The organism is Flavobacterium sp. UGB4466 (genome assembly GCF_903469665.1).
Lineage (GTDB): Bacteria > Bacteroidota > Bacteroidia > Flavobacteriales > Flavobacteriaceae > Flavobacterium > Flavobacterium lipolyticum.
The window spans coordinates 24,401-45,596 of the sequence record NZ_CAGKLC010000006.1 but is presented as its reverse complement, the minus strand read 5'-3'; the positions used below and the strand labels follow the sequence as shown (position 1 = coordinate 45,596).

The 21,196-nt window shown below is 35.8% G+C and carries 20 protein-coding genes and 1 tRNA gene; 7 read left to right on the top strand and 14 right to left on the bottom strand.

What is annotated here, in order from left to right:
- Nucleotides 1–4: 4 nt before the first annotated feature.
- From JO950_RS03060 to JO950_RS03040, 5 genes are all read left to right on the top strand, one after another.
- The gene (locus JO950_RS03060) at nucleotides 5–2,170 is read left to right on the top strand and encodes a VWA domain-containing protein (protein ID WP_202701082.1); all 2,166 of its coding nucleotides are present in this window, start codon (nucleotides 5–7) and stop codon (nucleotides 2,168–2,170) included.
- A gap of 5 nt (nucleotides 2,171–2,175) precedes the next feature.
- Nucleotides 2,176–2,499, top strand: coding sequence for a hypothetical protein (locus JO950_RS03055; RefSeq protein WP_202701081.1), 324 nt, complete (start codon nucleotides 2,176–2,178; stop codon nucleotides 2,497–2,499).
- Between the two features lie 131 nt (nucleotides 2,500–2,630).
- The gene (locus JO950_RS03050) at nucleotides 2,631–3,218 is read left to right on the top strand and encodes a phospholipid scramblase-related protein (protein WP_202701080.1); all 588 of its coding nucleotides are present in this window, start codon (nucleotides 2,631–2,633) and stop codon (nucleotides 3,216–3,218) included.
- Nucleotides 3,219–3,329: 111 nt separating this feature from the next.
- On the top strand, nucleotides 3,330–4,046 hold the full coding sequence (locus JO950_RS03045) for a 3-ketoacyl-ACP reductase (RefSeq protein ID WP_202701079.1): 717 nt from the start codon (nucleotides 3,330–3,332) through the stop codon (nucleotides 4,044–4,046).
- A gap of 92 nt (nucleotides 4,047–4,138) precedes the next feature.
- On the top strand, nucleotides 4,139–4,648 hold the full coding sequence (locus tag JO950_RS03040; RefSeq protein ID WP_202701078.1) for a hypothetical protein: 510 nt from the start codon (nucleotides 4,139–4,141) through the stop codon (nucleotides 4,646–4,648).
- 181 nt (nucleotides 4,649–4,829) lie between these two features.
- On the opposite strand, the gene mtaB is transcribed toward JO950_RS03040, so the two are convergent.
- A complete protein-coding gene (gene mtaB / locus JO950_RS03035; protein ID WP_202701077.1) occupies nucleotides 4,830–6,164 on the bottom strand; it encodes a tRNA (N(6)-L-threonylcarbamoyladenosine(37)-C(2))-methylthiotransferase MtaB in 1,335 nt (444 codons plus the stop codon).
- A 501-nt stretch (nucleotides 6,165–6,665) separates the two neighbouring features.
- Here mtaB and JO950_RS03030 point away from each other — a divergent pair.
- A complete protein-coding gene (locus JO950_RS03030; protein WP_026109828.1) occupies nucleotides 6,666–7,181 on the top strand; it encodes a hypothetical protein in 516 nt (171 codons plus the stop codon).
- Between the two features lie 113 nt (nucleotides 7,182–7,294).
- Here JO950_RS03030 and JO950_RS03025 read toward each other — a convergent pair whose 3' ends face one another.
- The 13 genes from JO950_RS03025 to JO950_RS02965 all read right to left on the bottom strand — a co-directional run bounded on the left by JO950_RS03025 (nucleotide 7,295) and on the right by JO950_RS02965 (nucleotide 19,538).
- Nucleotides 7,295–7,822, bottom strand: coding sequence for a GNAT family N-acetyltransferase (locus JO950_RS03025; protein WP_202701076.1), 528 nt, complete (start codon nucleotides 7,820–7,822; stop codon nucleotides 7,295–7,297).
- 5 nt (nucleotides 7,823–7,827) lie between these two features.
- Nucleotides 7,828–8,631: a Cof-type HAD-IIB family hydrolase gene (locus JO950_RS03020; RefSeq protein WP_202701075.1), complete on the bottom strand. Its 804-nt coding sequence runs from the start codon at nucleotides 8,629–8,631 to the stop codon at nucleotides 7,828–7,830.
- An 89-nt stretch (nucleotides 8,632–8,720) separates the two neighbouring features.
- Nucleotides 8,721–8,942 carry a putative signal transducing protein gene (locus JO950_RS03015; protein WP_017495103.1) on the bottom strand — a complete coding sequence of 74 codons (222 nt, stop codon included), beginning with the start codon at nucleotides 8,940–8,942 and terminating at the stop codon, nucleotides 8,721–8,723.
- A 23-nt stretch (nucleotides 8,943–8,965) separates the two neighbouring features.
- The gene (locus JO950_RS03010; RefSeq protein WP_202701074.1) at nucleotides 8,966–9,631 is read right to left on the bottom strand and encodes a DEAD/DEAH box helicase; all 666 of its coding nucleotides are present in this window, start codon (nucleotides 9,629–9,631) and stop codon (nucleotides 8,966–8,968) included.
- 103 nt (nucleotides 9,632–9,734) lie between these two features.
- Nucleotides 9,735–10,898, bottom strand: coding sequence for a sigma-54 dependent transcriptional regulator (locus JO950_RS03005; RefSeq protein WP_202701071.1), 1,164 nt, complete (start codon nucleotides 10,896–10,898; stop codon nucleotides 9,735–9,737).
- A gap of 84 nt (nucleotides 10,899–10,982) precedes the next feature.
- Nucleotides 10,983–12,323 carry an ABC transporter permease gene (locus JO950_RS03000; RefSeq protein ID WP_202701069.1) on the bottom strand — a complete coding sequence of 447 codons (1,341 nt, stop codon included), beginning with the start codon at nucleotides 12,321–12,323 and terminating at the stop codon, nucleotides 10,983–10,985.
- A gap of 102 nt (nucleotides 12,324–12,425) precedes the next feature.
- Nucleotides 12,426–13,346 (bottom strand): ABC transporter ATP-binding protein, encoded by a 921-nt coding sequence (locus tag JO950_RS02995; protein ID WP_202701068.1) that lies wholly within the window; start codon nucleotides 13,344–13,346, stop codon nucleotides 12,426–12,428.
- Between the two features lie 169 nt (nucleotides 13,347–13,515).
- Nucleotides 13,516–14,628, bottom strand: coding sequence for a molecular chaperone DnaJ (gene dnaJ, locus JO950_RS02990; protein ID WP_202701064.1), 1,113 nt, complete (start codon nucleotides 14,626–14,628; stop codon nucleotides 13,516–13,518).
- 108 nt (nucleotides 14,629–14,736) lie between these two features.
- Nucleotides 14,737–15,315: a nucleotide exchange factor GrpE gene (locus tag JO950_RS02985; protein WP_017495096.1), complete on the bottom strand. Its 579-nt coding sequence runs from the start codon at nucleotides 15,313–15,315 to the stop codon at nucleotides 14,737–14,739.
- Between the two features lie 470 nt (nucleotides 15,316–15,785).
- Nucleotides 15,786–15,856: transfer RNA gene (locus JO950_RS02980), tRNA-Trp, on the bottom strand.
- A 722-nt stretch (nucleotides 15,857–16,578) separates the two neighbouring features.
- Entirely contained in the window at nucleotides 16,579–18,006 is a 1,428-nt protein-coding gene (gene hisS / locus JO950_RS02975) for a histidine--tRNA ligase (protein ID WP_202701062.1), read from the bottom strand.
- Between the two features lie 214 nt (nucleotides 18,007–18,220).
- Nucleotides 18,221–18,769 (bottom strand): GyrI-like domain-containing protein, encoded by a 549-nt coding sequence (locus JO950_RS02970; protein WP_237732264.1) that lies wholly within the window; start codon nucleotides 18,767–18,769, stop codon nucleotides 18,221–18,223.
- Between the two features lie 49 nt (nucleotides 18,770–18,818).
- Nucleotides 18,819–19,538 (bottom strand): YafY family protein, encoded by a 720-nt coding sequence (locus tag JO950_RS02965; protein ID WP_202701060.1) that lies wholly within the window; start codon nucleotides 19,536–19,538, stop codon nucleotides 18,819–18,821.
- Between the two features lie 351 nt (nucleotides 19,539–19,889).
- On the opposite strand from JO950_RS02965, the gene JO950_RS02960 reads away from it, so the two are divergent.
- The gene (locus tag JO950_RS02960) at nucleotides 19,890–21,134 is read left to right on the top strand and encodes an ABC transporter permease (RefSeq protein ID WP_202701058.1); all 1,245 of its coding nucleotides are present in this window, start codon (nucleotides 19,890–19,892) and stop codon (nucleotides 21,132–21,134) included.
- The last annotated feature ends 62 nt before the right edge of the window (nucleotides 21,135–21,196 follow it).

Genomic DNA, 21,196 nt, shown 5'->3' with positions numbered 1-21,196 from the left:
TACCATGAAAAACGTAAAACTTCTTTCATTAGCCCTATCTATGCTTATATGTTTCGTAGCATCAGCACAGGAGAAAATCATTACAGGAACCGTTACCGACAACGCCAGTATACCGCTTCCGGGAGTAACTATAGTGATTAAAAATACCAAAAACACAACACAAACCGATTTTGATGGTCGTTATTCCATCAAAGCTCAAAAAGGCGACATTTTGATATTCAGCTATATCGGATTCAACTCTCAAACTCAAACTGTGGATGACAAAAATGTGATTAATGTTAAACTGAGTATTGATCAGGAATCGCTTAAAGAAGTAGTAGTCGTAGGCTATGGATCTTCAAACGCCGACTACGAAAGCTCTAATTACAGTCGTCGTGACAAGAAAATGGCTGCTAAGACTATTACCTCAACGCTTCAGGGAAGAGTTGCCGGATTATCAATCGCATCTAATTATGTTCAGCCTGCACCCAATCAAAACATAATTATAAGAGGGACTGCAGCTATTTCTTCTAAAAATGAACCTTTGTATATAATCGATGGTGTTCCTGTGAAATCTGATCAATTCTCAAAAATCAATCCAAATGATGTGGAAGAAGTAAAAGTTATAAAAGATGCAGCTGCTACTTCACTTTATGGAAGCAAAGCCTCAAACGGAGTTGTTATTGTTGCTACAAAGAACGGCATTTACAAAAACCTTACGGAGAAAGAATTAAATGCCAAACTGAAAAAAATAACTGTTCCGCAACCGGTAGAACCTAATGAGGAAGATTACAATACTTTTGTCGAAAATGCCTTCGAGAGTCCAAAAACAGCACCTCTTTCCACATTTTCTATCGATGTTGACAATGCTTCGTATACCAATGTGAGACGTTTTATCAATAACGGACAAGCGGTTCCAAAAGATGCCGTTCGTGTAGAAGAAATGGTTAACTTCTTTAAATACAATTATCCACAGCCAAAAGATCAAAATCCGTTTTCAATTAACACTGAACTAAGTGATTCTCCATGGAATGCCAAAAACAAAGTGCTTAAAATTGGTTTACAGGGAAAAAACATTCCAACCGAAAATTTGCCTACGTCTAATTTAGTTTTCTTAATTGATGTTTCAGGATCGATGGGCGACATGAATAAATTGCCTTTGCTAAAACAATCATTAAAAATACTGGTAAATGAGTTACGCCCGAAAGACAAAGTTGCTATCGTCGTTTATGCCGGTGCAGCAGGACTGGTCTTACCTCCTACCTCAGGTGACGAAAAGAAAACCATTATTGATGCTCTTGAAAAATTAAATGCAGGAGGAAGTACTGCGGGAGGAGCCGGAATTGAACTGGCGTATAAAATTGCTGCAGAAAACTTTATCAAAAACGGAAACAACAGAGTGATTCTGGCTACTGATGGTGATTTTAATGTCGGAAATACTTCTAATGCCGACATGGAAAAGCTAATTGAAAACAAAAGAAAAACGGGCGTTTTCCTGACCTGCCTGGGGTACGGAATGGGGAATTACAAAGACAGTAAGATGGAAACTTTAGCCGATAAAGGAAATGGAAATTATGCTTATATCGACAACATTCAGGAGGCTAATCGCTTTTTAGGAAAAGAATTTAAAGGTTCCATGTTTGCAATTGCTAAAGATGTAAAAATTCAGATAGAATTTAATCCGAAACAAGTTCAGGCTTATCGTTTAATCGGTTATGAAAACAGAAAACTGCGTCCGGAAGATTTTAAAAATGATGCTATTGATGCGGGAGAACTTGGAAGCAACCATACCGTTACGGCTCTTTATGAAATTGTTCCCGCTGGAGTAAAAAGCGATTATTTGGCACAGCAGCCTGATGCTTTGAAATATACCAAAGTAGAAGAAGCCGGAACAAATTACAGCAATGAACTTGCTACCATAAAATTCCGTTATAAAAAACCGGACGGTGATAAAAGTATTGAACTTGTACAGGTAATCGAAAACAAATCGGTTGCATTGGAAAAAGCCTCAGATGATTTTAAATTCAGCAGTTCAGTGGCCTGGTTCGGTCTGAAACTAAGAGATTCTAAACTAATATCGGATAAATCTCCGGATGCTATTCTGAAATTAGCCAAACAGGGACTTTCAAGTGATACCGAAGGATATAAAGCAGAATTTATCCGTTTAATTGAGGCTGCAAAATTCGATTAAATTTTATGATGAAAAATGTAAAACTTGCTTCATCAGCTTTTTCTATATTTCTCTGTCTCGTAACACATGCACAGGAGAAAGATGTATCTCATACAAAACCTGTAAATGCCGATAGTCAGATCATACTATGTGCCCCATCAAAAAATTCTCTTATCAATCCACCTTTGGTAATTCTTGATGGAGTTATAATCAATTTTAAAGATTTTCCTAAAGTGAGCCCGAATACTATCAAAGAGATGAAAGTTTTAAAGGAAACTGAAGCAACTTCAGTCTACGGAAATAAAGGAATAAATGGTGCTATAATTATCACAACAAAGAAAAATAACTGAAATTTGATAACACAGATTTCATTTTTAACAGCGGTTTATTAACAAAATTATTTTTACATTTGATCTCCTTTTGAAACCCTTTCAGAAGGAGATCAATCATATTATTACTAATCATTTTCACACATTATTTAATGAACCCTATTTTAAATCAGAATTTATTTCTAGTAAAAGAGCATGTTGGCATGTTTAAAGCATCAAACAACTATGACATTTATAATCCGGAAAGCAATCAGATCATCTTAAACTGTAGAGAAAATAATCTGGGATTCTTCACTAAAATGTTGCGTTTCACCGATTACAAAAGAATGACACCTTTTAATGTTGAAATCGCAGCTGCTTCTGGTGAAAAACTAATTTCGGTAAAAAGAGGTATTGCCGTTTTCAGATCGAATGTTGAAGTTTTTGACGATAAAGAGAGACTGATCGGAACCTTTAAACAAAAGTTCTTTTCTTTTGGCGGCAGATTTGAAATTTTAGATAAAAACGAAAAACCGGTTGCTACACTTCAGGGAAAATGGACAGGATGGGATTTCAAATTTACCCACGAAAACAAGCAGTTGGCTCAGGTAAGTAAAAAATGGGCAGGAATGGGGAAAGAACTCTTCACCAGTGCCGATAATTATGTTCTTCAAATTGAAGAAACTGTAGCACAGGACAGTCCGCAAAGGCAGTTAATTCTGGCAGCTGTAATGTGTATCGACATGGTTTTGAAAGAATAGAAAAAGTTGTTAAACTTAGATTAAGAAAACATCTAAAGCATCATTTTAGGAAGCAAAAGCCTTATTTTTGTGGTACTCAAATGATGCTTTCGCATTTCTAATATGACAATCATGACAGACTTAAAAAATAAAAATGCCCTAATTACAGGAGCCGGAAAAGGAATAGGAAAAGCAATCGCACTTGCACTTGCCAACGAGGGAGTTAATGTAATTTTAGTTTCGAGAACGCAAGCAGATGTTGACCAGCTGGCAATCGAAATTAATAACTTAGGTGTAAAATCATTGGCTTTAGCTGCTGATGTTTCTGATATTAATTCTATAAATAATGCTGTAGAAAAAGCATTAGCCGAATTTAAAAGTATCGATATTTTAATCAACAACGCCGGAATTGGTGCTTTTGGGAAATTCCTGGAATTAGAACCAAACGCCTGGGAAAGAATCATTCAGGTCAACCTTATGGGAACCTATTATACCACCCGCGCCGTTATTCCAAATATGATCGAAAGACAAACGGGTGACATCATTAATATTTCATCTACAGCAGGTTTAAACGGAAACGCCCTTACGAGCGCTTACAGTGCTTCAAAATTTGCTGTTCTGGGTCTAACGGATTCTTTGATGCAGGAAATGAGAAAACACAATATTCGGGTTACTGCTTTAACACCAAGTACAGTAGCTACCGATATGGCTAAAGATTTAAATCTGACAGACGGAAACCCTGAAAAAGTAATGCAGCCCGAAGATATTGCCGAACTGATTGTTGCACAACTGAAACTGAGTCGTCGCGTTTTCATTAAAAACAGCAGTATCTGGTCTACTAATCCCTAAAAATAAATTCCAATCTTTTGAAAAATTCCAACTTCCAAATGCTGCAAGCTGGAATTTGGAATTTAAATGTTGTAATTTCTAAAAACTAAACGATGGAAAACTATTTAAGACAATTAATTGCCATAGAATTTACCGATAAGAAAGAACTTTATACCGGATTTCTTATTGACTATTCGGATGACTGGATTTTATTGCGAAACAATCCGGTAGATTTTATACTGGATGGTTTTGTACTATTGAAAAATAAAAACATTGAAGCCATACACAGAGATCAGGATCTGGAATTTACCGAAAAAGTAATCCGTTTAAAAGGTCTGAAAACAAATGCCGAAGATATCATTCCGATACGAGATTTGAATTCGATCATCCATTTTATCACAAACAAATACGGTATTTTCCAGATTGCTAAAAAATCAGCAAAATCAGCTTACTTGGGAAAACTAATCGAATTGACGGATGAGGAACTTACTATCGATTTCCTGGACATAAAAGGTCAGTTTGGCGGTGAATTAAGCTTTAATCCACAAAAGATAAGGGTAATTGAATTTGATACCGATTACATTAATTCGTTGAAATTACTAATTCCGGAGAATGCTAAGTAATTATTTTAAAAACAGAAAAGCCCTTTGTATAAAAGGACTTTTCTGTTTATTGTCATTTCGACGTGAGGAGAAATCACACCAATAATTCCGTTCCTAAATTCGCCAATCTTTGTCGAGTTTCTAGTGTGATTTCTCCTCACGTCGAAATGACATACTAAATGTATGTTTTATTTCTTTTTACTTAAGCCTCAGTAAGCTTATTCAAAAACTCCAGGCGAACACTTCCGTCTTCGTCAATCTTAGTCAGGTTTATTTCCTGTAGGGTATTGACCAATTCAGGATTCCATGGTGTTTTTACTTTTACGTAATTCTCTGTAAAACCATGAATATATCCTTCTTTATTTTCTCCTTCGAACAAAACAGTTCTGTTAGATCCTAACTGACTTTCATAAAAAGCACGACGTTTTTTAACGGATAATCCACGTAGCATTTTACTGCGTTTCGCTCTTACATTTGCCGGAACAATTCCCGGCATATTTGCCGCTTCTGTATTGTCTCTTTCGGAGTACGTGAAGACATGCAGATAAGAGATATCCATTTCGTTAAGGAAATGATAGGTTTCTAAAAAATGCTCGTCGGTTTCACCAGGGAAACCAACAATCACGTCTACACCAATACAGGCATGTGGCATTACTTCACGAATTTTATGAACTCGTTCAGTATACACTTCACGCAAATAACGGCGCTTCATCAATTTCAAAATATCATTGCTTCCGGATTGTAACGGAATATGAAAATGCGGTACAAAAGTTCGGCTTTTAGAGACAAACTCAATGGTTTCATTCTTCAGTAAATTAGGTTCGATAGAGGAGATTCGCAAACGCTCGATCCCGTCAACCTCATCCAGAGCCTGAACTAAGTCCAAAAAAGTATGTTCGTGTTTTTTATTCCCGAACTCTCCTTTTCCGTAGTCTCCAATATTAACTCCCGTTAAAACAATTTCTTTGATGTTCTGAGCAGAGATTTCTTTGGCATTTTGCAATACATTTTCCAGAGCATCACTTCTCGAAATTCCTCTTGCTAACGGAATGGTACAATAGGTACATTTATAATCACAGCCGTCCTGAACTTTCAAAAAAGCACGGGTACGGTCTCCAATAGAATAACTTCCCACATAAAAATCAGCCTCAGCAATTTCACAAGAGTGTACTTCGCCCATGTCATTCTTGCTCAGGTCATGAATATAATCCGTAATTTTAAATTTTTCTGTAGCTCCCAAAACCAAATCAACTCCATCAACAGCTGCTAATTCCTCCGGTTTCAACTGGGCATAACAACCTACAGCTGCTACGAAAGCTTTCTCATTCAGTTTCATTGCTTTTTTCACCACCTGCTTAAACTGCTTATCAGCATTCTCTGTAACCGAACAGGTATTGATAACATAGATATCGGCTATTTCCTCAAAATCAACACGATCAAAACCTTCATCGTTAAAATTTCGGGCAATAGTTGAAGTCTCTGAAAAATTCAGTTTGCAACCAAGCGTATAAAAGGCAACTTTTTTTCTATTTTCCATAGGAATAAACTACGTTTTAAGTAGTAAGATATTATATTTACATCTCTTTTGAAGAGTTTGCAAATTTACATACAATATTCTTTAAAATAAAATCAATAATATACTATATATCAATATTTTGCAAGAACCTACTATTTTAATTCGTTTCAAAAAACTGTAAATCAAACCAAATCGTCAGGAAAAAAAATTGAACTAAAAAAAAATGCAACCCAATTCAATAAGAATAAAACGACAAACGGATCGATTAAACGCAAATAACATCGATTAAATGCGTTTTTTAAGATATTAAATTAAAATTTTCTTACATTTAACTTTGCTGGAAATATTTTTAGAAGTAATTTCACTTCGTCAAAAAATAGGAACCAAAAACTAAAGCATCAAAATCATAAATAGCGCATAACAATTTTGATTTCCCATCGTTATGTTGTTGTTTTGTTATCATAAAAATGGGCAGGCCGAAAACCATAAAGAGTAGGCAAAAATTAAAAATTAAAACTCCATATGAAAGCATTTTTACCCACAATCTGCTTGATGTTCTTAACCCTTTTTAGCGCTCAGGCACAAACTGCTCCGGCTGCTAATCCATTTCCATCTATCAGCACATTGACAAACTGGGCGAGCTTAAACTCTCAATCTCAATTTGATATTGCCATTCGTGCGGTTGGATTTAAATTTGAAGTAAAAGAACCGGGTGAAGGCTCAACGGCTTACACTTATATTCGTAAAGTAACCGTAAACGAAGTAAATTACACGGATAGAATCGTTTACAGAATTACAAACAACAATTCAGCAAGTATCATTTCGTTAGTAACTGCTTCTACTGATTTAGTAAGCTTGTACACTCCACAATTGTCAACTTTTAAAAACAACAATTGTAAAACTGAAATGTCTAAAGACAAAAATACAACTTGTACTTGCTACGAAAGCGCCAACTTCGCTATCGATCTTTGCGACGAACGTGTAAAATTGACAATGGGTGACGGAAACAAATATTTTGTTTCAGTAGCTAAAAAATAATATTTAATACCTCTTTCTTAAGTATTAAAAAACTAAGAACTGTTTTCCAAATCTTTGCAAATCTTAAGCAATTTGAGTTTACAAAGATTTGGAACACATTTCATTTTATCTCTTTACAGGTCTGAATGCTTCAATTCATACCAAACTTCCAGCTCTCCTTCATATTCAAAAGAATTCACGTAGCGAAAACCTAATTTTTCCAACGCTTTTCTTGAGACCTCGTTTCCTTCATCGGCATAAGCGTAAAGAGCTTTGACTTTCATCTTGTTAAATGCATAATCAACAAATGCTTTTCCCGCCTCAGTAGCATAGCCTTTCCCCCAGTGTTTCTCGATGAAACGATATCCTATTTCGTAAAAATCTTGGCGACCATTAATTTCATAGGTGATAAATTTTATACCTGACCAGCCTAAAAACTCATTCGTTTCTTTTAACACAACTGCCCAGCGGCCCGTTCCGAAATCCTTGTATTGCTGCTGAATATTTTCGATTTGAGCAACACTTTCCGCAATAGTTGTTACAGGCTTTTTTCCAACGAAAAGATGCACATTTGGATTCGAATCCAATTCAAACATTCCGTCGGCATCCGAAAGAAGTAATTCTCTTAAAATTAGTCGTTCTGTTTCAATTGGTTCTTTCATACAAATTAATTTAAAATATAGCGCTGCACCACCTCAGCAACTCCATCATTATTATTTGAAGCTACGATTAAATCTGCTCTGTCTCTTAATTCCGGGGTTACGTTATCGACCCAGACCCCTAAACCTGCATATTCGATCATGGTCAGGTCATTTCCGGCATTTCCTACCGCAATGATTTCGCTTTGATGAATGTTTAGTTTTTCTGCCAAAAGTTTCAAACTGGCCGCTTTATCGATTCCGTTCTGTGCTGCTTCCAGAAAGAAAGGTTTTGACATGGCAACACTCAGATGAGGCATTGCTGCTTTTAAGTCAGCTTCTACTTCTTTTAGATAAGAAGGTTCCGCCAGTAAAATACATTTTACCGCAGGTTCTGTAACCGCTTCTTTAAAACCAACTACTTTATTATGTGGTAATCCGGTAATTTCTTTTTCAACATCAATATATTCCGAATCGGTTTCGCTTATAATTTCTCCATCCAGATACGTAATGATATGGGTATTCTTTTTTACACTGTAGTCATACAGCTCATGGATTTGCTCAACGGTTAATTTTTGTTCGAACAAGATAACATCATCTTTAACCGTACTAATAATCGCTCCATTAAACGAAATTATGTACGAGTCATTCAAATCCAGCTCTAACTCCTTAGCATAAGCAGTCATCGCCGATGTCGGTCTGCCCGAAGCCAAAACGACGTAAACGCCTTTTGACTGTGCTTCCAGTAGTACTTTTTTATTAAGGTCCGAAATTTTATGATCGTCTGTCAACAAGGTATCATCCATGTCGAGCACTAACATTTTATATTGCATATTTTTTTTCAGTTTGCAGTCTCAGCGCACAGTCTCTGTACACTAAAACTTTTCACATCTCACATTTTACATCTTACAAAAAGATACCGCTATTGAATATTCATTCTAAACTCTTCAATAACCGGATTTGCTTTGGCGAAATCAGTTTCCTGAATAAACACTTCTACTGCTAAATCAGATCCGCCATATCCTCCCATACGAGCTGACTGGATGTTATCTTTTTTTACCGTTTCTACTCCCGCTTCTTCTAATCTTTCTTTCAAAGCAATTGCTAACACTTCACTCCCTGAAAACACTTTCATTAATCCCATGACATTTATTTTTTATCGTTTAATTATTCTTCCTCTTCGATATCATCTTCGTCTTCATCAAGCTCCTCTTCTCCTTCTTCGTCCATATCAAACAAATAAGGCTCCACTAACATTTTGTCGGCCAGGATTTCGATACGCTCTGTCAGTTCTTCAGCAAAAATGATTCGCTGTACTTTCGCAATACTGTTTGAAATACGCATGATTTTAGTTTCATGACGTAATTTCAGAATCGGATCGGCATCATCCAGAATAAACATTTTCAGTCGGTTTACATTGTAGCCCGCTGTCGTAAACATATCACTTAATTTATTTGGTGTCCCGATTAAAACATCAACTCCCGTAGAAACATAATTTTTATCATAATCCATATCGCCTTTGTCGTGTACGCCATAAACTTCAAGATTAGTATACTTCCCGTATTTTTCAAAAAGCGCTTCCATTTCCAACACTTTAACTTTGTCTTCAACAATAATCAAAGCACGTGGCGATTCTTCCGTTTTCCCTGCCAATTGTTGAATGACATTTAATACAATTGTTGTCGATTTTCCGCTCTTTTCCGGAGAAAGGATGATACAATCAGCCCCACTTTTAATCGTCGAAAAAGTCTCCTGCTGCAACGCATTTGCTTCCGTTAGACCATTCTCAATTAAAGCGTCTTGTAACTTCTCGTTTATTTTTTTCAGTTTCATTTTTTTTATGCTTTAAGCTTTAAGCTTTACGCTGTAAGCAAAAATTTATTTCGTTTTTATAAAAGCTTAAAGCCTGAAGCTTAAAGCGTATTGCGTGAAGCATTTACTTGCTTGCAAACATTTTTACATCGGTTTCCGAGATTTCACTGCCTCCTAAAATGATTAATCTTTCCACTACATTTCGAAGTTCACGGATATTTCCTGTCCAATCGTATTCCTGCAATAGTTTTATGGCTTTTGGCGAAAACACTTTTACCGAATTGCCTTGTTCTGATGCAATTTTCTCGGTAAAATGAGTAATCAATGCCGGAATATCATCACGTCTCTCATTCAATGGCGGCACTTTAATTAAGATTACTGCCAGACGATGGTACAAATCCTCACGGAAACGACCTTCTGCAATTTCAGTTTTCAGGTCTTTATTGGTCGCTGCTACCACACGCACATCAACTTTGATGTCTTTTTCAGCCCCTACTCTTGTGATCATATTTTCTTGTAGCGCACGTAATACTTTGGCTTGTGCCGAAAGACTCATGTCTCCAATTTCATCCAGAAAAATAGTTCCCTTATCGGCCGCTTCAAACTTTCCGGCACGATCTTTCACTGCCGATGTAAAGGCTCCTTTTACGTGCCCAAACAATTCGCTTTCGATCAGTTCACTTGGAATAGCCGCGCAGTTTACTTCTATCAAAGGAAAATTGGAGCGCTCGCTTTTTTCATGTAACTGATGTGCTACCAACTCTTTTCCAGTTCCATTTGGGCCTGTAATCAAAACTCTGGCTTCGGTTTGGGCTACTTTATCAATCATTACTTTAATATGACTGATCGCTTCGCTTTCCCCTACCATCTCATAGTTTTTACTGACCTTTTTCTTCAGAATCTTATTCTCTACTACGAGTTGTTTTTTATCTAAAGCATTACGAACAGTGTTCAGCAATCGATTCAAATCTGGTGGCTTCGAAATATAATCAAAAGCTCCTAAACGCATCGTGTGAATCGCGGTTTCCATATCGCCATGACCAGAGATCATAACCATCGGGATTTCCGGCTTAATCTTTTTTACTTCCTCCAGAACTTCAACTCCGTCTAATTTTGGCATTTTGATATCGCACAATACCAAATCGTAATCGTTGCTTTTTATTTTCTCAAGACCTGCCGCGCCATCTTCAGCTTCATCTACCTGATACGTATCATTCTCTTCTGATAAAATTTTTACCAAAACTCTTCTGATGGATGCTTCGTCTTCTATAATTAGTATTTTACTCATTCTTTTGAGGTTCTAAGGTTCTGAGTTACTAAGATTCTAAGGTTTTTCTATTAAGAAGCTAAAAAAACTTAGCACCTCAGAACCTTAGTATCTTAGAACCTTTAAACATGAAAATTTAAGCCATTTATACAATTCTTTCCAGGTTGGTTTTTTGCCATACATTAAAATCCCTATTCGGTAAATTTTGGCGGCGAACCATACTACAAGGAAAAAGGTAGCAAACAATAATGATACCGAAATCGCAATTTGCCACCACGGCACTCCAAACGGAAGTCGCATTAACATGACAATTGGTGACGTTAACGGAATCATCGAAAATACCACAGCAATGGTTCCGTGAGGATCATTTACAACCGTAAAAAAACCAACATAGACACTCAAAATCAATGGCATAATAATCGGCAAAAGAAATTGCTGTGAGTCCGTTTGGTTGTCCACTGCAGCACCGATAGCTGCGTAAAACGAACTGTATAAAAAATACCCTCCAATGAAATAAATTACAAAGCCAATTAGGATACTGGCAATTGGTAAATTCCATAATTCGCGAATATACATTTGAGCTGTTCCCGACATTTCATGCTGGGCAGACTGCATTAATTCCGGTGAGATTCTGGCTGTTGGACCAACATTTACTCCAAAAAAAGCCGATGCCGCAAACATTAATCCCAAACCTATAATTGCCCAAATCATAAATTGAAGCAATCCTGCAAGTGAAGTTCCCACAATTTTACCAATCATCAGCTGAAATGGTTTTACCGACGAAATAATAATTTCGATGATTCGGTTGGTTTTTTCTTCGATCACACTTCGCATGACCATATTACCGTAAATGATAATAAACATCATAATCAGATAACCAAAAGCACCTCCTATTCCGATTTTTATCTCATTCAATCCTTTTAAACTCTCTTCTCCGGATGCTTTTACCAAATGAATATTCACATCTGACTGTGCTTTTTGAATGGCCAAAGTGTCCAGTTTTGCCGTTTCAAGATTTATTTTGGTAATTTTTGATGCGATTACATCCTGTGTTTTTTCGATAAAAGAAATACTGGGGCTGTTATTCGAGATAAACTCAATTTTACTTTCTAAATCTGATAAATTACCGGTTTTTGGAATAACAATTAAACCGTCAAAGCTTTCGTTAGTAATACTGTCTTTTAGGGCTTTTGTATCAATTTCAGACAAATTAAGATATTTAAACTCGGCTTCATCCTTATTCTGTTTTAGAAAATCCTGCGCAAACAAACCTGTTTCGTCATGAATGGCAATTCTTTTCGTCTCTGCTTTCATCGAACTCAGATACCCAATGAATCCTGCGATTGCCACAAACAATAACGGACTCAAAAAGGTCATGACAACAAAAGACTTATTGCGCACTTTTGCAATAAACTCTCTTTTTATAATTAATGAAATTATACTCATTTATTTAGATTATTAGATTGTTAGACTTCTTAGATTATTAGATTTTTTTTTTTAGATCTCCTGATTCATTCTACGAATCCTGAAATCTAAAAATCCAACAATCTATCCCGTTACTGTTTGAATAAAAATATCGTTTATGCTTGGTATTTTTTCTACAAAATGGGTAACCTGTCCGCGTTGCGTTAGCAAATGCAATAGCTCATTTGGCGCTGCGTTTCCAATTTGAATATCCAGTTTCAGATCGTCATTTAAGGATTTAAAACTTGCTGGCGACACGGTGAATTTTTGTGTAACGTCATACATCAGGCCTTCTACATTGTCCGTTAAAATTCCCACTTCAAAACTATTGGTTCGGAATTGACGCTTTACATCACTTACTTTTCCTTCAATAAGCTTATTTGATTTATGAATTAAGGCAATATGATCACAGAGTTCTTCTACACTTTCCATACGGTGTGTCGAGAAAATAATGGTAGCTCCCTGTTCTTTAAGTGCTAAGATTTCATCTTTAATTATATTTGCATTCACAGGATCAAATCCTGAGAAAGGCTCGTCAAAAATCAGCAATTTAGGCTTGTGCAGCACGCAAACTACAAACTGAATTTTTTGCGCCATTCCTTTAGAAAGTTCCTGAATTTTCTTGTTCCACCAGCCCTGAATCCCAAGACGATCGAACCAATATTCCAATTGTAATTTTGCCTCAGCTTTAGAAAGTCCTTTCATTTGCGCCAGATACAAACATTGTTCTCCAACTTTCATTGAAGTATACAATCCTCTTTCTTCGGGAAGATAACCAATATGTTGTATGTGTTTGGGCTGTAATTTTTCTCCATCCAAAATCACTTCACCACCGTCAGGTAAAGTAATTTGATTTATAATTCGGATCAGGGAAGTTTTTCCGGCTCCATTGGGACCTAGTAGTCCATAAATACTACCTTTTGGTACATTTAATGAAACTTCGTTAAGCGCTACATAATCACCGTATTGTTTTACGACTTTATGTACTTCGAGTAAGTTGCTCATGCTATAATTAAGATTTTCTGCGTCAGTTTGACCATTGCGGCATTATGGATGTAAAAGTAAATAAATAGTATCGAAATCTTGTACTATTCACACAAAAAACCCATTCTACGGTTTGCTATAGAATGGGTTTCTTAAATTTATTGTTGATTCCTTTTAGAAAAAGTCCGATTTACGAAAACATATCTTTTACCTTTTCAAAAAATGATTTTTCTGATTTTTCAGGACTAGGAATAAAGTGATCGTCGTTAAGTGCATTTTCAAAAAATTGTTTTTGCTCTTTGTTCAACGTTTTTGGCGTCCATACATTTACGTGAACTAACAAGTCTCCATTTCCGTAACCATTGATACTTGGAATACCTTTTCCTTTTAATCTTAAGATTTTTCCGGATTGAATTCCTTCTTCTAATTTGATACGAACTTTTCCATTAATCGCTTCGATGTCTTTAGAAACTCCTAAAACGGCTTCCGGAAAACTAATGTATAAATCGTAATGAATGTTTTCACCTTCACGTTTCAGAAACTCGTGTTCTAATTCTTCAATAGCAACAATTAAATCACCAGGAATACTATTTCCCGGGGCATCATTCCCTTTATTGGAAACTTTTAACTGCATACCATCTACCACTCCCGCAGGAATTTTGATTGAAACGGTTTCGTCTTCTAAAATCATTCCCTGAGCATCTGCTTCAGATGGTCGTTTATCTAAAATCTGACCAGACCCGCCACAAGCAGGACAAGTTGACGCAGATTGCATTCTTCCTAAAATGGTGTTGGTTACACGCATTACCTGTCCCTGTCCGTTACAAGTCGAACATGTTTTATAGGTAACTCCTTTAGCCTGAACTTTACGTTTTACTTTTACTTTTTTCTCAACACCATTTGCAATCTCTTCTAAAGTCAATTTAACTTTAATTCGAAGATTGCTTCCTTTAGCACGACGAGGGCCACCGCCTCCGCCTCCGCCGAAACCACCAAATCCACCTCCAAAAATATCACCAAACTGGCTGAAAATGTCATCCATATTCATACCACCATGACCACCGCCAAATCCACCAGAACCATCAAATGCCTGATGTCCGTACTGATCGTATTTTGCTTTTTTGTTAGGATCGCTTAGTACTTCATAAGCTTCTGCCGCTAATTTAAAGTTTTCTTCTGCCTCTTTGTCGCCCGGGTTTTTATCCGGATGATATTTTAATGCACTTTTTCTATAAGCTTTTTTAATTTCAGCAGCGTCAGCATTTTTTGAAATGCCTAGTATTTCGTAAAAATCTTTTTTCATAATTTAGGTTAAATTGCTTCGCCAGTTCGCTAGCGCTTGTGTCCAAATTTAAAATTCCGAATTCCAATACTTTAAAAATTGACTTTCAGAATATGTCATTTGCTTTTCTTAGTTCCCGATAACAACTTTAGGGAAACGAATAATTTTGTCTCCTAATTTGTACCCTTTTTCGATAACATCAACAATTTTCCCTTTTAATTTCTCAGACGGAGCCGGAATTTGGGTAATTGCCTCAGCAAAATCAGCATCAAAAGCATCACCTGCTTTTAATTCAACTTGCTCTAAACCTTTAGAAACTAAAGTATTTTTTAATTTTTCATGAATCAATTCAACTCCTTTTGTCAAAGTTTCATCTTCCGATTTATTGATCTCTACTATAGCTCTGTCAAAATCATCTAAAACTGGCAACATGGCCAATAAAACATCTTGATTTGCAGTTTTAAACAAATCGATACGCTCTTTTGAAGTTCTTTTTTTGTAATTTTCGAATTCAGCAAATAGTCTCAAAAACTTATCTTTTTCTTTTGCCAAGTCTTGAGCCAATTGCTCTTCAACACTTAATTCTTCAACAATTAACTGCTCACCGTTGGCGTTGTTCTCTAACGTTACATCATCTAATTCCTGATCGAATTCTGTATTTTCCGTAGTCATATTACTTTTATTTTTAAAGATATTCTTAAACTTCATTTTTTATTCTTTCTTTTGGATTGCAAAAGTACTGCCAAATCTTTCAAAATGTCAAATTGTCACTTTCTTAAGACTGAGTCATTTAAAAAGCAAAAACAACCTTTTAAAATTTAGTATAATTTTAAGACTATCACGATATAGATTATAGTATATTTGAAATCCAATTGAAAACTAAATTATTACCTATCAAAATTGAATTTAAGGGTTAGCCTCGGCTTTATAAATAATTATTAATTCAAGTTTACCTTATATTAAAAAAAGCTTCGCCTTATGAGACGAAGCTTTTTTTTTTATGATTTATAGGTAGTACACGGTTTGTTTGCCACGAATTATTTCTAATGCAGCTTTTCAACCAAAATAAATTTACAGAATTTACGAGAGACAAAAAGCACTCCAACTTATCCAACTGACATAAAAGTACTAAGTCAGTAAAGCAATAATCTTTAACAAAGGAAACAAGATTATTATTGCACGGGCGGAGGGATTCGAACCCCCATCAACGGTTTTGGAGACCGCTATTCTACCCTTGAACTACGCCCGTATTTTGAAGTCGCAAATTAAACGCTTTTTTTCTCTTCCGGCAACTATTTCACTGCTTTTAATTCAATAAAAAATCAGCAACGCTACAGCCCTTTACCTAACTTTTTCTTCTGCAACGAATTACAAAAAACATTCTTTGAACAGACTATTTACTATCGGATTTAAAAATAAAGCTGAACGAAACAAAATCATTTCAAACTTATCTTCTTTCTGCCACAAATTCTCGAATTAGCTCTTAACAAGCTTACGTAAAAACAAAAAAACCTACCGAATCTGCGTAAAAAAAACCACACCAGACTTATCTTCTTTCTGCCACGAATTCATGAATTATTTCTTAACACGCTTACGTAAAAACAAAAAATCTGCCGAATCTGCGTAAAAAAAAACCACACCAGACTTATCTTCTTTCTGCCACGAATTCATGAATTAGTTCTTAACAAGCTTACGTAAAAACAAAAAATCTGCTTAATCTGCCGAATCTGTGTGAAAAAAAATCACACCAGACTTATCTTCTTTCTGCCACGAATTCATGAATTAGTCCTTAACAAGCTTACGTAAAAACAAAAAATCTGCTTAATCTGCGTGAAAAAAAATCACTAAAGACTTGCCTCCCTTCTGCCACGAATTCTCGAATTATTATTTTTTTTAGATTTCGTTTAAGCAAAAAAAATGCGCAAATTCGATTGAATCTGCGCAAAAAATATTGTATTTCAGCATAAAAACCTAAGCCAGCAAAGCATTTTTCAATCCTTCAAAATCTACCGTAATCTGCTCGCCTGTTACCAGATTTTTAAGTGAATACGAATTTGAAGCGATTTCCTGATCTCCTGCAATTACGGCAAAAGGAATCAGTCTTTTATCAGCATACTGAAACTGCTTTCCTACTTTTACGTTATCCGGATAAAGCTCTACTTTGATATTTTCCTGACGTAATTTCTGAATGGCCTGTGATGCATACAAAGCCTCTGTATCTCCGTAATTAATAAACAATGCTTTTGAAGTCGCCGAAACAGTTTCAGGAAACAACTGCAGTTCTTCTAAAACCAAATAAATACGATCTAGTCCGAAAGAAATCCCAACACCACTCATATTTTTCAAACCAAAAATACCCGTCAAATCGTCGTATCTTCCACCACCTCCGATAGAACCCATCGAAACTGATTTTGGGGCCGCTACTTCGAAAATGGCTCCGGTATAATAGTTTAATCCACGAGCAAGAGTCACATCTAAATCTAAAGTAGCTGTCGACAATCCTAAAGTTGCCACATTGTCACAAATAAATTTAAGCTCCTCCACACCTTTCATTCCTTCTTCTGACGCTGTTAATAAATCGGAAAGCTGATTGATTTTATCTGCAAAAGTTCCGGTAAAACTAAAAAGAGGCTGCACTTTTACCAATGCTTCTTCAGAAATACCATTCTCGATCATTTCTTTTTTCACACCATCTTCACCGATTTTATCCAGTTTATCAAGAGCGACCGTAAAATCAATTAATTTATCATAAGCACCAATCACCTCAGCAATTCCGGATAAAATTTTTCTGTTATTGATTTTAATGGTTACCCCTTCTAAACCTAATGCAGTAAAAACGGTATCGTATAATTGCACCAGTTCTACTTCCTGCCACAACGATTTTGAACCAACCACATCGGCATCACACTGGAAAAACTCTCTAAAACGCCCTTTTTGCGGACGATCAGCTCTCCAAACTGGTTGAATCTGATACCTTTTAAACGGAAACTCAATTTCATTCTGGTGCTGCACCACATATCTTGCAAATGGAACTGTTAAATCATAACGCAATGCTTTTTCAGAAATTTGTTTTGTAAACGAATTTAATTCAACTCTTTCTGCAATAGTAATTTTATCAGCAGAAACAGCCTGAAGCTGCTCGATAGATTTTGGCAGTTCAATTTTGCTTTTATTGTAGAAAAAATTTCCTGAATTTAATATTTTAAAAATCAAACGATCTCCTTCTTCCCCATACTTCCCCATCAAAGTATCTGAATTTTCAAATGAAGGGGTTTCAATCGGCTGAAAGCCAAATTTCTCAAAATTATGTTTGATAACCTGAATAATATATTGACGTTTTGACACCTCCGCTGGTGAAAAATCTCTTGTTCCTTGTGGTATGCTTGGTTTTGAAGCCATTTCTTTGATTTTAGATTTTAGATTTTAGATTTTAGATTGCTTTTGAAACTTAAAATCACAAACCTGTAAAATTAATTTATTTCTAGATTTTGAGATTGTTGGATCTTTAGACTTCCGACTTTAAGACTTTCCAACTTTCGACTTAATTAAGTCTGCAAATATCTTATTTTTTAAAATAAATTTTCAGTAAAAATCCATCAAAGATTAAAAATAGCTAATGTAGTATTGAAATATATGTTTCGACCTCAGCATTATTTCCATCATAATACTTTTCCCCATGAATAGTAAAGTCTGACTTGTAAGCCCTATTCAAACTTTTATCCTGCCATATTTCAAGCCACGTATTAAAAACAGCTTCGGGCATTTTGCCTTTTGAAAGGTATTTTTGGTAAACATCGGTTTCAATTGTTATGCCCACAAAACCCTTGGGAACATTTTCTAATGTACTTACGCGGGAGCCTATAATTAGCGTATACGCCCCGTTAAAATCTGTTTCGTAATCCCTGTAAACAGCATAAATATCATTACTGATTTTATTTGGTATTTGTTCTTGAATTTCCTCACCCCAAAATCTTGTCCATAACGCTTCTATGTCTACGGCAGACTTTCCTTTTTCATTTATAGTTCTAGTTGCTATGCCAATTACGTAAAATTTCTGAATAGTCGGATTGTCCATCGTTTTTGATTGTTTTTGTGATTGAGCTGTGAAGGATAAAAGTGTAACTGCAAGTAACATTACACTACGAATTTTAATTGTTATCATTTTTTTTTATTTTGATTCACAGCAAAATTAAAAGACACCTGCGACAACGTTATGGCAAGGGTGGAAGACATTTTTTCCTGGTGCGATCAAAATATTCTTCAAAAGTAATTTTATGCGGCTCAAATACTTCATCCTCCACCGTCAAACCTGCAATACGGTCTAAACGAAAAGCTCTGTAATCCTTCCTTAATCTGCAAAATGCAATTAACAACCAATTCTCCTCAAAAGTATACATAGCGAAAGGCTCTATTGTACGATTGGTTGTTTGATTATTATCCGGTGAAAAATAGTTGATACGAACAAGATTAAAGTTTGTCAATGCCAATTGAAGAGCAGACAAATTATTACTTGTCCGGTCATTGTTATTATTCTGCCCAGAAACAATACGATTTGAAAGCAGATTGGCTTTGTCTTTTGTATTGTTTCGAAGTACCGATTTTATCTTGCTAATGGCTGCTGTGTATTCTTTTACAAACGAAGCATCTTTATTTTTCAGAACTAACTGCTCAGCAGTAATCAAAGCGTTGGCTTCGCTTTCGGAGAACATTACGGGCGGAATCCTATAACCATCCATTAACGTATAGCCTTTTCCCTCTTCTGTCAAAATAGGAACTCCTGCTTGTTCCAAAGCTTTGATATCTCTATAAATTGTTCTTTTACTAATTAAAAATTTTTCAGCCAATTCACTGGCCGTCAAAAGTCTTTTAGTCTGTAATATTATCAGGATTGCTGTAAGACGTGAAAGCCTCTTCAGATCACTATCATTCATATGGATTAAGCTTTTGATTTTTTATTACTTGTTTTTTTATTTTAAAAAGTTAAAACATCCCGGTATCTGAAAATTTCAATAATAACGAAAAAAGGATTCTTTAATCTAGTGTATCTAAATAACCCCGAAGCAAGAAATACTATCTTCATCATAAAGAAAGGTCACAAACCTTCAGAATTCCATTTTAACAAATAAAGATAAGACATTGCGATCAAACCAAAACTATTAACTAAAGACAATGACTTTTAATGTATTGGAGTAATACTACTTTCCCTTAAAAACTTTAAAATAAATAATACCACTTCGAAAACAAACTTGTAACAAAAAACGTATTTTCGTGACAAATAGATCATGATGCTAAAATTATTTAAAGAAAATATCCGAATTGCTTTTGGTTCTATCAAAACTCAATTGCTACGTACGATTCTTACTGTTTTAATTATTGCTATCGGAATTACCGCTTTGGTGGGAATCCTGACGGTCGTTACGGCACTTGAAAATACGGTTTCGACCAATTTTGCATCAATGGGTGCCAACACCTTTAACATCAATCAATACGAAAACAACCTTAAAAACAGAGGAGGAAACGAACGCGAAATCGTCAATCCGATTATTTCGTACCCAGAGGCGGTAGCCTTCAAAAACAAGTACAAATATCCTTTTACCGAAACCTCTCTATCATTTACCGCTACCTCAAAAGCGGAAGTAAAATATTTAGACCAAAAAACCGATCCGGAAATTACGATTGTTGGTGTCGACGAACATTTTATCTCTAATTCAGGTCTGGAAACTACTTTAGGCCGTTCTTTCAACCAATTCGACATTGAAAACAATACTTACTCTTGTGTTGTCGGTTCTGATTTTGAAAAAGGCCTACTAAAAGACGTTAACCCAATTGATAAAATTATCTCTATTCGTGGAGCCCGATTTAAAGTAATCGGTGTTTTAAAAGAAAAAGGCTCAACCTTCGGAAACAGTCAGGATTTACGTGTTTTAGTTCCAATTCAGGTCGCACGATCTTTGTTTACTACCCCAAAAATCAATTACACCATTAGTGTGATGGTTTCAAAAAAAGAACTTTTGGACGAAGCTGTAGACAATGCTACAAGTACGATGCGCAGGGTTCGTAAATTAAGCCCTGTTCGCGACAACAATTTCGGAATTGGAAGAAGTGACGATTTAATTAACCGAATTCTGGGAATCACCAAATATCTGGGATGGGCCTCCTGGATTATTAGTATCATTACGATCCTGGGGTCATCCATTGCTTTAATGAACATTATGATTGTTTCGGTTACAGAACGAACCCGTGAAATTGGCGTACGAAAAGCCCTGGGAGCTACCAAAGTAACGATTTCAGTACAGTTTTTTATCGAAACCTTATTAATTGGTCAAATAGGTGGTTTGGTTGGAATTGTATTGGGAATTCTTGTCGGTTTTGCCTTTGCAGCCGCAATGAATTTTGCTTTTGTAATTCCGTGGGTGGCTATCTTTGCTGCTTTTGCTACCAGTTTTATGGTTGCTATAGTTTCAGGCTTATATCCGGCTATAAAAGCATCACAACTGGATCCGATTGAGGCATTACGATATGAATAATTTCTAGTTTACAGTCTCAGTTTACAGTCTCAGTTTATAGTTACAGTTTGCAATTAGTTATG